12 protein-coding genes are annotated in these 13179 nt (G+C 67.1%); 8 read left to right on the top strand and 4 right to left on the bottom strand.

What is annotated here, in order from left to right; translation table 11 throughout:
• Entirely contained in the window at positions 1–1398 is a 1398-nt protein-coding gene (locus tag ACTDI4_RS05955; protein WP_442840263.1) for an amidohydrolase family protein, read from the top strand.
• 41 nt (positions 1399–1439) lie between these two features.
• A complete protein-coding gene (locus ACTDI4_RS05950; protein ID WP_442840262.1) occupies positions 1440–1760 on the top strand; it encodes a DoxX family protein in 321 nt (106 codons plus the stop codon).
• A gap of 145 nt (positions 1761–1905) precedes the next feature.
• On the opposite strand, the gene ACTDI4_RS05945 is transcribed toward ACTDI4_RS05950, so the two are convergent.
• The 3 genes from ACTDI4_RS05945 to ACTDI4_RS05935 all read right to left on the bottom strand — a co-directional run bounded on the left by ACTDI4_RS05945 (position 1906) and on the right by ACTDI4_RS05935 (position 4465).
• Positions 1906–2943 carry an NAD(P)-dependent alcohol dehydrogenase gene (locus ACTDI4_RS05945; RefSeq protein WP_442840261.1) on the bottom strand — a complete coding sequence of 346 codons (1038 nt, stop codon included), beginning with the start codon at positions 2941–2943 and terminating at the stop codon, positions 1906–1908.
• Between the two features lie 65 nt (positions 2944–3008).
• Positions 3009–3878 carry a carbon-nitrogen hydrolase family protein gene (locus ACTDI4_RS05940; RefSeq protein WP_442840260.1) on the bottom strand — a complete coding sequence of 290 codons (870 nt, stop codon included), beginning with the start codon at positions 3876–3878 and terminating at the stop codon, positions 3009–3011.
• Positions 3872–4465 carry a GNAT family N-acetyltransferase gene (locus tag ACTDI4_RS05935; protein WP_442840259.1) on the bottom strand — a complete coding sequence of 198 codons (594 nt, stop codon included), beginning with the start codon at positions 4463–4465 and terminating at the stop codon, positions 3872–3874. The genes ACTDI4_RS05940 and ACTDI4_RS05935 overlap by 7 nt, the downstream gene beginning before the upstream one ends.
• A gap of 87 nt (positions 4466–4552) precedes the next feature.
• On the opposite strand from ACTDI4_RS05935, the gene ACTDI4_RS05930 reads away from it, so the two are divergent.
• Positions 4553–4954 (top strand): ketosteroid isomerase-related protein, encoded by a 402-nt coding sequence (locus tag ACTDI4_RS05930; RefSeq protein ID WP_442840258.1) that lies wholly within the window; start codon positions 4553–4555, stop codon positions 4952–4954.
• A 92-nt stretch (positions 4955–5046) separates the two neighbouring features.
• Positions 5047–6105 (top strand): D-TA family PLP-dependent enzyme, encoded by a 1059-nt coding sequence (locus ACTDI4_RS05925; RefSeq protein ID WP_442840257.1) that lies wholly within the window; start codon positions 5047–5049, stop codon positions 6103–6105.
• A 37-nt stretch (positions 6106–6142) separates the two neighbouring features.
• On the opposite strand, the gene ACTDI4_RS05920 is transcribed toward ACTDI4_RS05925, so the two are convergent.
• Positions 6143–8245, bottom strand: coding sequence for a bifunctional rhamnulose-1-phosphate aldolase/short-chain dehydrogenase (locus ACTDI4_RS05920; RefSeq protein ID WP_442840256.1), 2103 nt, complete (start codon positions 8243–8245; stop codon positions 6143–6145).
• A 233-nt stretch (positions 8246–8478) separates the two neighbouring features.
• Here ACTDI4_RS05920 and ACTDI4_RS05915 point away from each other — a divergent pair, with 233 nt between their 5' ends.
• Genes ACTDI4_RS05915 through ACTDI4_RS05900 form a run of 4 tightly spaced genes read left to right on the top strand, consistent with a single transcriptional unit; the run spans position 8479 to position 13179 of the window.
• The gene (locus ACTDI4_RS05915) at positions 8479–9258 is read left to right on the top strand and encodes a DeoR/GlpR family DNA-binding transcription regulator (protein WP_442840255.1); all 780 of its coding nucleotides are present in this window, start codon (positions 8479–8481) and stop codon (positions 9256–9258) included.
• Positions 9255–10664 (top strand): FGGY-family carbohydrate kinase, encoded by a 1410-nt coding sequence (locus ACTDI4_RS05910; protein WP_442840254.1) that lies wholly within the window; start codon positions 9255–9257, stop codon positions 10662–10664. Before ACTDI4_RS05915 ends, ACTDI4_RS05910 begins: the two co-directional genes overlap by 4 nt.
• The gene (locus tag ACTDI4_RS05905) at positions 10661–12175 is read left to right on the top strand and encodes a sugar ABC transporter ATP-binding protein (protein ID WP_442840253.1); all 1515 of its coding nucleotides are present in this window, start codon (positions 10661–10663) and stop codon (positions 12173–12175) included. Before ACTDI4_RS05910 ends, ACTDI4_RS05905 begins: the two co-directional genes overlap by 4 nt.
• Positions 12175–13179 carry an ABC transporter permease gene (locus ACTDI4_RS05900; RefSeq protein WP_442843278.1) on the top strand — a complete coding sequence of 335 codons (1005 nt, stop codon included), beginning with the start codon at positions 12175–12177 and terminating at the stop codon, positions 13177–13179. Before ACTDI4_RS05905 ends, ACTDI4_RS05900 begins: the two co-directional genes overlap by 1 nt.

The following is a 13179-nucleotide window of genomic DNA, read 5'->3' as shown; positions in this document are numbered from 1 at the left end:
ATGTCGAGCATCATCCAGCAGCCGAAGGGCAGCTATCTCATCCGCGGCGGCGCCGTCATCACCGTGGACCGTGCAATCGGAACCCTGCCCAGAGCGGACGTGCTGGTGCGGAACGGTCGCGTCGAGAAGGTCGCCGACGGTATCGAGGCCGACGGCGTCGAGGTGATCGACGCCACCGACATGATCGTCATGCCGGGCCTGATCGACACCCACTACCACATGTGGAGCACGGTGGGCCGCAGTTTCGTGTCCGACGGCGGCTACGAGTATTTCCAGGCCAAGGGGGCCACGGCGGCGCTCTACGAGCCCGAGGATTTCCACAACAGCGTCCGGCTCGGCCTGGCCGAACTTGCCAATTCCGGCGTGACCACCGTTCACAACTGGTCGCACAACAACCGCTCGCCGGCCCATGTCGACGCCGAACTGAGGGCGCACCGCGATTCCGGCCTCAGGGCGCGCTACGCCATGGGGCACATCGACAAGATGCCGGTCGACCAGGTCAACCGCTACGAGGACCTGCCGCGCGTGCAGGAAGAGTGGTTCGCAGATCCTTCGCGCCTGCAGGGGCTGGTCCATCTCGGCGTCAATCTACGGGGCGCGATCCAGAGCAACGTCGAGGTTTTCTACCAGGAAATGGAGATGATGCTGAAGCTCGGCCTTCCGGTGGCGATCCATGCCAGCCAGGCCGAACCCAACAGCGACGACGCGGCCGACTACGAGCGCCGCGGCTTCCTCGGGCCGAACTTTCTGTTCTGCCACTATGTTACCGCCAGGCAGAGCGACCGCGAGGCCATGGCGCGCACCGGTACGCCGCTGAGCTTCTCCACCCTGTCGGAATTCCGGCTCGGCGAGACCGGCGACGCGCGACGCGCCCTGATGAAGATGCGGGAGGCCGGTGTCATGGTCTCGCTGTCGTGCGACGCCACGTCGCTGGTGCCGCCCAACATGCTGGAGAACATGCGCGTGACCTGGAACATGGGCGTGCCCTGGCAGGGCACCGACACGGAACATCTTCCTCCCATCGGCCTGCACGAGGTGATCGAGATGGCCACCATCAACGGCGCCAGGGCGCTGGGCCTCGGCGACATGACCGGCTCGCTGACGCCGGGCAAGCAGGCCGACATCATCCTCATCCGCACCAACGACCTCAACACCGCCCCGCTCGCCAATGTCGAGACGACCGTGGTGATGGCGGCGACCGCGGCCAATGTCGATACCGTGATGGTGGACGGCCGCATCATCAAGCGCGGCGGCCGGCTGGTGGACTGCGACGTGGCACAGGTGGTCGACGGCGCCCGGCGCTCGGCCATGCGCATCCGCACCGCCGCGGGCGGCATATTGGCGCCCCAATGCGCCGGCTGCGCCGGCAACGCCGTCTTCCGCGCCACCGCCTGCTGAACGAACGCACCACCGCCTGTCGCGATGAACCGGAGAGAACCATGAACCCGCTCGAGCAGATCGTCATATGGTCGCTGGCCGCCATCTTCCTGTGGTCGGCCGGCCTCAACCTGACCGGTCCGGATTTCGTGCGCGAGGAGTTCGAGAAGTGGAACTATCCCTCCTGGCTGCGCTTCGTGGTCGCCGCCATGGAGGTCGCGGCGGCGGTGCTGCTGGTCATGTCGGGCACGCGGAATTTCGGCGCGCTGCTGGCGCTCGCCATTCTCGCCGCCGTGATATTTTCCCTCGGCCGGACCCGGGAATGGCTGCGCATGCAGTTCCCGCTCCTGATGGGTGTCCTGTGCCTCGGCCTGCTCGTATGAACCTGGCCGGTATCCGCCCGGCAGCCATTTTGGACCGACCGTCCGGAGCCATCGGGACCGAAAAGCGTATTCGGTTTTCGGTTATTGCGATGCTCAATCAAAGTGTTAGAGCACCCTTCGCGCGTCCGAAAGGACGCGCGGCGATTCAGTCCGCCACGCGGATCTGCAGCTTGACGTCCGGCGGCAGTCCCTTGGCGGCGCGCTCGAAGGCGGCAATGGCGTCGGCGAAACCGAACGTGTCCGTGATCAGCGGCTTCAGGTCCACCTTGCCGGATGCGATCAGGTTCAGCGCGCGGTCGAAATTGTTGGCGTAGCGGAACACGGTTTCGATGCGCGCTTCCTTGGAAATCGCGGCCGGGACATCGAGGGCGGCCGGCTCGACCGGAAGGCCGACCAGCACCAGCGCCCCGCCGGGCCGCACCAGTTCGAAGATGCCGCGATAGGCCTTGGGGCTGCCGCTGGCTTCGAACACCACGTCGGCGCCCCAGCCGCCCGTCGCCTCCGCAACCATTTCGACCAGCGAGTGCCGGGTGATGTCGACCGGCACGATGCCGGCATATTGCGCCGCGATCTCCAGTTTCGGCGCGCTCAGGTCGGAAACGAACACGCGCGCGCAGCCGCCCGCCAACGCGGCCAGCGCGGTCACGATGCCGATGGGGCCGCAGCCAATGACGACCGCGACGTCTCCCGGCGTGATGCGCGCGCGCGTGGCCGCATGAAGGCCGACCGCGAAGGGCTCCACCATCGCGCCTTCGGCAAAGCTGACATTGTCCGGCAGCTTGCAGGTGAAGGCGGCCGGATGCACCACCTCGGGCGCAAGCACGCCGTGGACCGGCGGCGTCGCCCAGAAGCGCACGTCGGGATCGACATTGTAGATGCCCAGCTTGGCCGCCCGCGAGGACAGGTTCGGCACGCCCGGCTCCATGCAGACGCGATCGCCGACCTTGAGGCCTGCGACCCTTGCGCCCACTTCCACCACCGTTCCGGCGGCCTCGTGGCCGAGAACCATCGGCTCGCGCACGACGAAGGGGCCGATGGCGCCATGGGTGTAATAATGCACGTCGCTGCCGCAGACGCCGACCGTGTGGATGGCGATCTTGACGTCGTCGGGGCCCACCGTGACCGGCAGGTCGATGTCGCGGAGCGAGAGTTCACCTTTGCGTTCGAGCACGAGTGCGAGCATGATCCGGCTCCTGTCTCCTTTCACACGCCCCCTCTCGCGCAGCTTGCAGCCGCCGGTCCCGCGCGTCAAACGGCGAATTGCTCGGGCCAGTCGCGATAAAGCGCCACCTGGCCTTCGCGGCGCAGCGCCGCCACGCGCGCGAGGTCGATCTCGCCGAAGAGCCAGCAACTGGCCGCCCTGAATACTTCTTCGCTCTGGGCGTACACGCCGTCCGGCGGCATGCCGTAGTCGGCCGGAACGTAGAGCCCGGCGCGGCCGAAATTCTCGTCCACGGCGGACGACCAGGGTGCCCGGCCGGCGGTCGGCGACACCAGCACGGCAAACTGGTTCTCCAGCGCCCGCGCCTGGGCGCCGATACGCACGCGGTGATAGCCGGCCTCCGTATCGGTGCAGCTCGGCGCCAGCACCAGATCGACCCCTTCCTCCGCTAGCCGGCGGGCCAGCATCGGGAACTCGTTGTCGTAGCAGATCAGGATGCCCAGCCGGCCGAAAGGCGTTTCGAACGTGCGCAACCCCTCCCTTCCTGCCGCGATGAACCATTGCTCCCGCTCGAAGCGGGTCATGATGATCTTGTCCTGGTGGCCGAGCGCGCCGTCGGGCCCGAACAGAAAGGCGCGGTTGCGGAATTTGCCGTCGGCGTCGAGCACCGGCGCCGAGCCGGGACAGAACCATACGCCGTGGCGGCGCGCGATCGTCTCGCAAAGGTCGAGCCAGCGCGGGATCAGCGGCTGGATACCGGCAATGGATTTGTGCAGGTCGCCGCGCTCGGCCTGCGGCAGCAGGCCGGTCAGGGCCATGGCCGAATATTCCGGCAGGAGCAGCAGTTGCGCGCCCTGGGCGGCAGCTTCGGCGGCCAGGCTTTCCTGATCCTCCGCGTAGGCGGCCCAATCGTCGAACAGCGCGATGGCATACTGGCAGGCGGCGAATTTCACCATCGGTCCATATCCTTCATCCAGAACGACATCGGCTTGGCCGTTTCCTCGCCCTCGCCGATGTCGCGCCAGGAGAACTCGGTGCGCAGTTCCGGCCGGTGGACGTAGCCGCGCCGGTTCCAGAAGCCGGCGAGCGGCACATAGTCCACGGGGCGCAGCGGATGGTCTTGCGGCCGTTCCACGGCACAGAAGCAGCAATGGTCGAAGCGGCCGGCGCGGCGCGCATGGGCCTCGCGCTCCTCGAAGAAGCGCACGCCGATGCCGCGCCCCCGCCAGGCCGGCAGCAGCACGGATTCGCCGAAATAGAAGATGCGCTCCGGGTTCCAGCCGCCGTTGCGGAAAGGCGCCTTGAAGGCGTCCGTCTCCTCGCTCATCGGCACGCCGGTGGCCGCACCCACCACGGCCCCGCCGTCGAAGGCCAGCACGAACAGGCTTTCGGCCGAGCGGGCATAGGTGGCGAGGTAGGTTTGCTCGTAGTCCAGCGAGCCTTCGTAGAGATAGGGAAAGGCGCGGAACACCTCGATGCGCAGGCGCGCCAGATCGTCGATGAAAGGGCCTATTGCCTGGCCCTGCCGGACCTCGATGCGCATTCCTCGTCCTCGGCTTCCAAAACCGTCGGGCGCTGCTATAGGAAATCCCCGTGCAGTTGGCCACGCATTTCGCGCAGAGGAGAGACCATGAGCGCCGGACAGACCATTCGAGCCTATTACGACGCCTTCAACCGGGGCGACATGGCGGCCTTTCTCGATCTGCTCGCCGAAGACGTGGCGCACGACATCAACCAGGGCGAGCGGCAGGTCGGCAAGCAGGCGTTCCGCACCTTCATGGACCATATGAACCGCTGCTACCGGGAAAGGCTGACCGACATCGTCGTCATGGAAAGCGTTGACGGTACGCGCGGCGCGGCCGAATTCGTCGTCAACGGCGAATATCTGGCCAGCGACCCCGGCCTGCCCGAGGCGAAGGGCCAGAAATATGTGCTGCCGGCCGGGGCTTTCTTCGAGATCCGCGACGGCAAGGTCGCGCGCATCAGCAACCATTACAACCTCAACGACTGGATCGCCCAGGTCGACGCCTGACCAGCGCCCTTGCGGACGGCACCCGATCGGCCTTATCTGTCGGGCCGCCGGAGGAATGGCCTTCGGCGCTCGATGCGGAGGATGAGCGGGGCATGTTCGACGAAATCCAGACACCGGCCGTGCTGGTGGATATCGATGTGGCAAGGCGCAACATCGAGCGCTTCCAGGCCTACGCCGGCAGTCACGGCCTCAAGGTGCGCCCGCACATCAAGACGCACAAGCTGCCGGCGATCGCCGAGATGCAGCTCGACGCGGGCGCGGTCGGCATTACCTGCCAGAAGATCTCGGAGGCCGAGGCCATGGTCGCCGGCAGCGACCGCCTCACCGACGTGCTCATCACCTACAACATTCTCGGCAACGACAAGCTCGCCGCTCTCCTGGCGCTGGCGCGCAGGGTGCGGCTGTCGGTCGTGGCCGACAACGCCGCCGTGGTGGACGGCCTTTCCGCGGCCTTCGCTGCAGCGGGCGCGCCGCTGACCGTCCTGGTCGAATGCAACACCGGCGCCGACCGCTGCGGGGTGGAAACGCCGCAGGAGGCGGCCGACCTTGCCGCCCGCATCGCCGCCGCGCCGGGCCTCGCCTTCGGCGGACTGATGACCTATCCGCCGGCAGGCGGCGCCGCGCGGGTGCAGGCATTCCTGGCCGAGGCCAGGGCGCTGATCGAGGCGCGCGGCATCGCCGTTCCCGTCGTCTCTTCCGGCGGCTCGCCCGACATGATGTCGGCACATCTGGTGCCTGCGGCGACCGAACACCGCCCCGGCACCTATGTCTACAACGACCGCTCCCTGGTGGCGCGCGGCGCATGCAGCTGGGAGGACTGCGCGCTGACGGTGCTGGCCACCGTCGTTTCCGTTCCCACGGCCAACCGCGCCATCATCGACGCCGGCTCCAAGACGTTGACCTCGGACCTGCTCGGGCTCACCGGCCACGGCCATGTGCTGGGCCGGCCCGACATCTCCATCGACCAGCTTTCGGAGGAGCATGGGCGCCTGCGCAGCGAGGGCGACATCGCCCTCAAGGTCGGCCAGCGCCTGCGCATCGTGCCGAACCATGCCTGCGTGGTGACCAATATGGTCGACGCCGTGCATATTGTCGGCACCGGGCGGCAGCCGGAAATGTGGCCGGTGCCGGCGCGCGGCAAGATCATCTGAGGTTCAGGGCTGACGCGCTTGCCGGCGGCCGCCAGGGTCAGCGCGTAAAGCTCTGGGCGTTACCGGCATCGACGTTGACGATGTTGCCGGTCGACTTGGAGGACATGTCGGAGGCCAGGAAATAGACCGCCTCGGCGATGTCCTCGGGAAACACCGAGCGCTTCAGCAATGAGCGCTTGCGATAGTGCTCCTCCAGATCGTCCGGCTGCATGGCATAGGCGGCGGCGCGCTGCTCGCGCCATTCGCCGGTCCAGATCTTGGAGCCGCGCAGCACCGCGTCGGGGTTGACCGTGTTGACTCGGATCTGGTGCTCGGCGCCCTCCAGCGCCAGGCAACGGGCGAGGTGGATCTCGGCCGCCTTGGCCGTGCAGTAGGCGGAGGCGTTGGGCGAAGCGGCCAGCCCGTTCTTCGAGGCGATGAAGACGATGTTGCCGCCGATCTTCTGCGCCTTGAAGCAGCGGAACGCGGCGCGCGAAACCAGGAAATAGCCTTTCGCCAGGATGTCCATGTTGCGGTTCCAGAGCGAAAGCTCGGTGTCCTCGATCGGCGCAGCGGACGAAATGCCGGCATTGGAAACCAGAATGTCGAGCCCGCCGAACGCCACCGCGCAATCGGCATAGGCGGCAGCCACACCGGCCTCGTCGGTGACGTCGAGCCTGACCGGCCGCACGAAATCTTTGCCGAAGGCCTGCGCCAGTTCGCCGTCGGCGGCGGCGAGCGCCGCTTCGTCGATGTCGGCCAGCACGACGCAGGCACCTTCGCGCAGCAGCCGGATGGCTGTGGCCTTGCCGATGCCCCCTGCCCCGCCGGTGACGAAGGCGACCTTGCCGGCCAGCGACTTCGGCTTCGGCATGCGCTGCAGCTTGGCCTCTTCCAGAAGCCAGTATTCGATGTCGAACGCCTCCTGTTCGGGCAAGCCGGCATAGGTGGACACGGCGGACGCGCCGCGCATGACGTTGATGGCGTTGACGTAGAACTCGGCAGAGATGCGGGCGGTGGCCTTGTCGGCCGCGAAGGTGAACATGCCCACCCCCGGCATCAGGTAGACGACCGCATTGGCGTCGCGCATTGCCGGCGAATCCGGACGCCGGCAACGCTCGTAGTAGGCACGATAGCCGGCGCGGTAGTCTTCCAGCGCGGCCGGAAGGTTCGCCGCCAGAGCCTCGACATCGGGTTGGGCGGGGTCGAAGTCGAGCACCAGCGGCCTGATCTTGGTGCGCAGGAAATGGTCCGGACAGGAGGTGCCGAGCGGCGCCAGTTCGCCGAAACGTCGGGAGCCGACGAAATCGAGCACGGTTTGGGAATCGTCGAAATGGCCGACCTTGCGCGGGCCGTCTTGCGAGATCATCCCGCGGATCACCGGCATGAGGCGTGCGGCAATGGCCCGCCGCTCCGCAGCGGGCAGCGGCTGCGCCACAGCCCCGCCGAAAGCAGGCTTCCCCTCCTGCTGGCCGGCGAACCAGTCGATCGCCCGGTTGATGGTGTCGATGGTGGTGGCGTAGCAATCCTTCTGCGTGTCGCCCCAGGTGAACAGGCCGTGGCTGCCGAGGATGACGCCCCGGGCGCCCGGGTTTTCGGCGCAGAATTTCTCCAGCCACAGGCCCAGTTCGAAGCCCGGCCGCTTCCACGGCAGCCAGCCGATGTCGTCGCCGAAGATCTCCCTCGTCAACGCCTGGGAGTCCGTCGCCGCGGCGATGGCGATGATGGCGTCGGGGTGCATGTGGTCGACATGCGGCCGCGGCACGAAGGCGTGCAGCGGCGTGTCAATGGAGGCCGCGCGCGGATTGAGGTTGAAGGTGCAGTGCGGCAGGTAGCCGACCATCTCGTCCTCGTGCTCCACCCCGCGATAGAGCCCTTTCAGCGCCTCGAGCTTGTCCATGTAGAGCGTGGCGAAACCGTCGAGCCGGATGGAGGCATTGTCGCCGCCCGAGCCCTTGACCCACAGCACCTGCACCGGCTCGCCGGTCAACGGGTCCTTCTGCCGGATCTTGGAGGAGGTGTTGCCGCCGCCGTAATTGGTCACCCGCTTGTCGGACCCCAGAAGGTTGGAGCGGTAGACGAGCAGTTCCGGCTCGCTCAGCGTGGCCGCCCTGGCGTCGTCCCACAGGTTGGCCAGCCGCGAAGAATTTTGCTCGGACATCTGGAAATCCTCCCGGCGCGCACGATCCGGCGCCGTCTCGATGGGCGTCAATTCTCGCCATGGGTTGCGTTTTGTCAATCGTCAAAAGATTGAACTTGCTCATTGTGCATCGCAATGCAATCTCGACGCAACGCAATATGAGTATAGTTTCTCACATTTGCCTTGCATGACTGGCATATTTGCGTAAGTTAACTCATGAGAGCAGGGTAACTGCGCTCCGGGAGGATTGGGCGTTGAACGATTTGGTCCGCCAGCGGCAGATCGTCGAACTCTTGCGGGATCGGCCCTTCGCATCGGTTCGCGAGTTGCAGGAACGTCTCGGCGTCTCGGCCGCGACCGTACGGCGCGACATCGACAAGATCGACGGCACCGGCGCGGCGCGCAAGGTCTATGGCGGCATCTCGGCGCTGGACGGCGCCGCCCACAAGGCGCCGGCCTTTGCCCGGCCCTATGACGAGAACCGCGACCTTGCCGTGGAGGCCAAGCGCCAGATCGCCGAACTGGCCGCGACCATGGTGGCCGACGGCGATTCCATCATCGTCAATGGCGGCTCGACCTGCTTCCATCTCGGGGTGAAGCTGGCGGACCGCAACATCCGCCTGTTCACCAATTCGATGCCGCTGGCCTCCTATCTGGGCGACCACGGCAAATGCAGCCTCACCATCGCCGGCGGCGACCTGCACCGCGAGCCGCGCGTGGTCTATGCGCCGTCGCAGCCGCTTGCCTTCTATGCCTCGAAATTCTTCCTCGGCGCCCAGGGCATCAGCGCCGACGGGCTGATGGAATCGCACCCGCTGATGGTGCGCTCCATCCAGGAATTCAGCCGCAACGCCGACCAGATCGTGGTGCTGGCCGACAGCCGCAAATTCGCCATCCAGGCCCGCGACGTTTCGCTGCCCCTGTCGCGCATCGGCACACTGATCACCGACGACGGCCTGTCCGACCATCACGCCAGAATGCTGGAGGACGCGGGCGTTTCGCTGCGCATCGTCTCGGGCGGGAGCGTGACATGAGCGGCGCGCTGGCCGTCTTCGACCTGGGCAAGACGAACTCCAAGCTGTTCGTCTTCGCCCCCGACGGCCGGCTTCTCGACGAACGGCGAACCCGGCCGGTCTGGACGCAGTTCCGCGGCCGCAGCGTGCTCGACGACGAAGCGCTCTTTGCCTGGATGAGCGCGGGCCTTGCCGAGGCCGTCACGAGGCAGGGCGTGGAGCGCATGATGGTGTCCGCCCATGGCTGCGCCTTCGCGCTGGTGAACGGCAAACGGCTCCTTCACCCGATCCTCGACTATGAGCAGGAGATTCCCGACGCGGTGGCCGCCGTGATCGACCCGATGCTGCCGCCGTTCTCCGAGACCTTCACGCCGCATCTGCCGCTGGGCTTTTCCATCGCCCGGCATCTCTACTGGCTGGAGACTGCCGAGCCCGAACTGTTCTCGGCGGCCGATGCGATCCTGTTCTATCCGCAATACTGGGTCTGGCGCTTCAGCGGGCGCCTGCTGACGGAAGCTTCCTATCTCGGCGCGCACAACCAGTTCTGGGCGCCACTGAAACGCGACTTCTCCTCGCTGGTGGACCGGCTCGGCTGGCGGTCGAAGTTCCCGCCGCTGGCCCCCGCCGGTTCCATGGTCGGCCAGACGCAGGTACGGCTTGCCGGCGGCGACACGCGCAGCGTGGCCGTGCACAACGGCGTGCACGATTCCAACGCCGCGCTGGCCTACTACCGCATGACCGGCCTTGCCGGCTTCACGCTGGTGTCGACCGGCACATGGGTGATCATCATCAATCTCGATTGTCCGCTCGATGCTCTGGAGGAAGGGCGAGACATGATCGCCAACGTCACCGTCAAGGGCGAGCCGGCACCGTCGCTGCGCTTCATGGGCGGGCGCGAGTTCGACCTCATCAGCGAAAACTGGAACGGGCCGATCTCGCAGGCGGCGATCGAGGCGGTGGTTGCGCGCGGCGTCTTCGCCCTACCCTCATGGGCGGCGGGCGGGCCGTTCCCCGACAATGAAGGGCACATCGCCGGCGGCGTGGTTGCCGGCGAGGAGCGCGCCGCGGTCGCCGCCCTCTATGTGGCGATGATGACGGACCTGTCGCTGGACCTGATCCGTTCCGACAATCTGCTGGTGGTGGACGGCGGCCTTGCCCGCATCGATCTCTTTCCCGCCATGCTCGGCCAGTTGCGCCCCGGTCAGAAGGTGGTGCGCTCGACCATGAGCGAGGGCTCAGCCACGGGCGCGGCAGCGCTCGCCTTCGAAGCCGTGGGGCTGCGGCCGTTCAGGGACGAGACCGTTCCGGTGGCGGCCAGCGCGATTTCCGGGCTCGACGCCTACCGCGCCCGCTGGCGCGAGTTGGCGGAAGCCGAGCGCCTTGCAGTGCGCGGCAGGCAGGCAGCAGCTCGGGAGGCTGGCCGATGAGCGGAACCGCCCCCTATATAAGCCTGTCGGGCATGTCGAAGTCCTTTGTCGGCGTGAAGGTGCTCAAGGACGTCTCCTTCGACGTGCGCCCGGGCGAGGTGCATGCGCTGCTGGGCGAGAACGGCGCCGGCAAGTCCACGCTCATCAAGATCATGTCGGGCCTGTATATGCCCGATGCCGGGACGATCGAGATCGAGGGCAGGCCGGCGCAGTTTTCCTCGCCGCGCGACGCGACGTCAGCCGGCATCGCCACCGTCTACCAGGAACTGCTGCTGTTTCCCGAACTGACGGTGGCCGAGAACGTCTTCCTCGGCAACTATCCGCGCACGACGGCCGGGCTGATCGACTGGGCGCAGGTGCGGGCGCGCACCCGCGACCTCCTCGACCAGCTCGACACCTGGGACCTCGACGTGGATGCAAGGGTGCTCACCCTTTCGGTGGCGCAGCGCCAGCGCGTGGAGATTGCCAAGGCTCTGTCGAAGAACGCGCGCGTGCTCATCATGGACGAGCCCACCGCCGCCCTGGTCGAATCCGACGTGCAGCGGCTGATGGCGGTGGTGCGGCAATTGCGCGAGCGCGGCGTCGGCATCGTCTATGTCAGCCACCGCCTGCCGGAGATCTTCGCGCTGGCCGACCGCGTCACCGTGCTGCGCGACGGCGCCCATGTCGCCACGCGCAATGTCGACGAGGTGGACGAGCAGGCGCTGGTGTCGATGATGGTGGGACGGCCGATCGACAGCCTGTTCCCCAAGGCCGAGGCCGTCATTGGCGAGACGGTTCTGGAGGTGAGGAACATCAATCACGGCCGGCATGTGCGCGACATCTCCTTCTCGCTGCGGCGCGGTGAGATTCTCGGCGTGGCCGGCCTCGTCGGCAGCGGCCGCACAGAGCTGGCGCTGACGCTGTTCGGCATGACGCCGGCGACCTCGGGCGAGATCAGCGTGGAAGGCAGGGCGGTGCGCATCGCCTCGCCCCGCCAGGCGCGCGACCTCGGCATCGCCTACGTGCCGGAAGACCGTGGCCTGCAGGGCCTGGTCAAGCCCATGGCCATCCGCAAGAACGTATCGATGGCCGTATTGGAGCAGATGTCGCCGCGGCTGTTCATCGAGGCCGGGCGCGAGGCACAACGGGCCCTGGAGGCGGTGAAGCGGCTCGCCATACGCTGCCGCGGCATCGGCCAGCCCGTGGGCGAGCTTTCAGGCGGCAACCAGCAGAAGGTGGTCATCGCCAAGTGGCTGGAGACCAAGCCCAGGGTGCTGATCCTCGACGAGCCGACGCGCGGCGTCGATGTCGGCGCAAAGGCCGAAATCCACACCATCATGGGCGAACTGGTGAGGCAGGGCGTGGCCATATTGATGATATCCAGCGAGTTGCCCGAGGTTCTGGGCATGAGCGACCGCGTGCTGGTAATGAGCGGCGGACGCATCGTCGACGTCATCGGGCGAAGCGAGGCGACGCCCGAGCGCGTCGGCGCGGCCATGACCGCGCATATGGCGGAAAGGGCGGCGTGATGGAGGCGACCGCCGTGGAACTGCCGCCCGTGCGACCGCGAGCAGGCGTACAACGCAAAGGCTGGCTGAGAAGGCTGTTTGCCGACTACGGTCAGGAGATCGTCGTGCTGGCGGCGATCGTCGTGCTGTTCGTGGTGGTGACGGCGGTGAACCCCCGCTTCGTCTCCGCCAACAACCTGACCACGATCTTTTCCGGCAACGCCTATATCGCCGTGGCGGCCATCGGCATGGCCATGGTCATCATCACCGGCAACATCGACGTCTCCGTGGGCGCGCTGATCGGCGTGCTCGCCACCATTTCCGGCACGCTCGCCGTCGCCGGCTATCCGGTTTGGGTGGCCTGGCTGGCGCCCGTTCTGGTCGGCATGGCCATCAACTCGGTGATCGGAGTGCTGGTGGCCTATGCGCGCATCCCCTCCATCGTGGTCACGCTGGGGGCGCTGTCGATCCTGCGCGGCGGGCTCATCAGCGCCACCGGCGGCACCTGGATCTCGGACCTGCCGCCCGCCTTCCTGCTGGCGCAGAAGAAGCTTCTGGGCCTGCCGGTGCCGCTGGTGATCATGGTGGTGCTGACGCTGCTGGCGGCGGCATGGATGCGCTATTCTGCCTTCGGCCGCTCGCTCTACGCCGTCGGCGGCAACCCGGAGGCTGCGCTGGCCACGGGCATCCCGCTGGAGCGGCGCATTGTCGCCGTCTTCGCCATCCACGGCGCCTTCGCCGGCCTGGCCACCATCCTGTTCGCCACCCAGCTCCAGGTGATCCAGTCCACCGTGCCGCCCAATCTGGAACTGACGGTGATCACCGCGGCCGTCATCGGCGGCGTCTCCATCCTCGGGGGCACCGGCACGGTGATCGGCTCGACCCTTGCCACCATCCTGTTCGCCACGATCGGCTCGGCGCTCATCTTCGTCAACGTCTCGGCCTATTGGCTGCGCGCCGTGATCGGCCTTCTGATCCTGGCGACGGTGCTGGTCGACATGCTGCGCCGGCACCGCAGGACATGA

The sequence above is a fragment of the Mesorhizobium sp. PUT5 genome (genome assembly GCF_052216645.1).
In the GTDB taxonomy this organism is placed as follows: domain Bacteria; phylum Pseudomonadota; class Alphaproteobacteria; order Rhizobiales; family Rhizobiaceae; genus Mesorhizobium.
The sequence above is the reverse complement of the archived record's forward strand: the minus strand, read 5'-3'. Positions and strand labels throughout refer to the sequence as shown.

Coding starts and splice junctions, on each gene's coding strand:
- ACTDI4_RS05905 (WP_442840253.1), top strand. CDS start 10,661: ATGAGCGGAACCGCCCCCTATATAAGCCTGTCGGGCATGTCGAAGTCC.
- ACTDI4_RS05945 (WP_442840261.1), bottom strand. CDS start 2,943: ATGCTCGCACTCGTGCTCGAACGCAAAGGTGAACTCTCGCTCCGCGAC.
- ACTDI4_RS05955 (WP_442840263.1), top strand. CDS start 1: ATGTCGAGCATCATCCAGCAGCCGAAGGGCAGCTATCTCATCCGCGGC.
- ACTDI4_RS05950 (WP_442840262.1), top strand. CDS start 1,440: ATGAACCCGCTCGAGCAGATCGTCATATGGTCGCTGGCCGCCATCTTC.
- ACTDI4_RS05930 (WP_442840258.1), top strand. CDS start 4,553: ATGAGCGCCGGACAGACCATTCGAGCCTATTACGACGCCTTCAACCGG.
- ACTDI4_RS05935 (WP_442840259.1), bottom strand. CDS start 4,465: ATGCGCATCGAGGTCCGGCAGGGCCAGGCAATAGGCCCTTTCATCGAC.
- ACTDI4_RS05940 (WP_442840260.1), bottom strand. CDS start 3,878: ATGGTGAAATTCGCCGCCTGCCAGTATGCCATCGCGCTGTTCGACGAT.
- ACTDI4_RS05925 (WP_442840257.1), top strand. CDS start 5,047: ATGTTCGACGAAATCCAGACACCGGCCGTGCTGGTGGATATCGATGTG.
- ACTDI4_RS05910 (WP_442840254.1), top strand. CDS start 9,255: ATGAGCGGCGCGCTGGCCGTCTTCGACCTGGGCAAGACGAACTCCAAG.
- ACTDI4_RS05920 (WP_442840256.1), bottom strand. CDS start 8,245: ATGTCCGAGCAAAATTCTTCGCGGCTGGCCAACCTGTGGGACGACGCC.
- ACTDI4_RS05900 (WP_442843278.1), top strand. CDS start 12,175: ATGGAGGCGACCGCCGTGGAACTGCCGCCCGTGCGACCGCGAGCAGGC.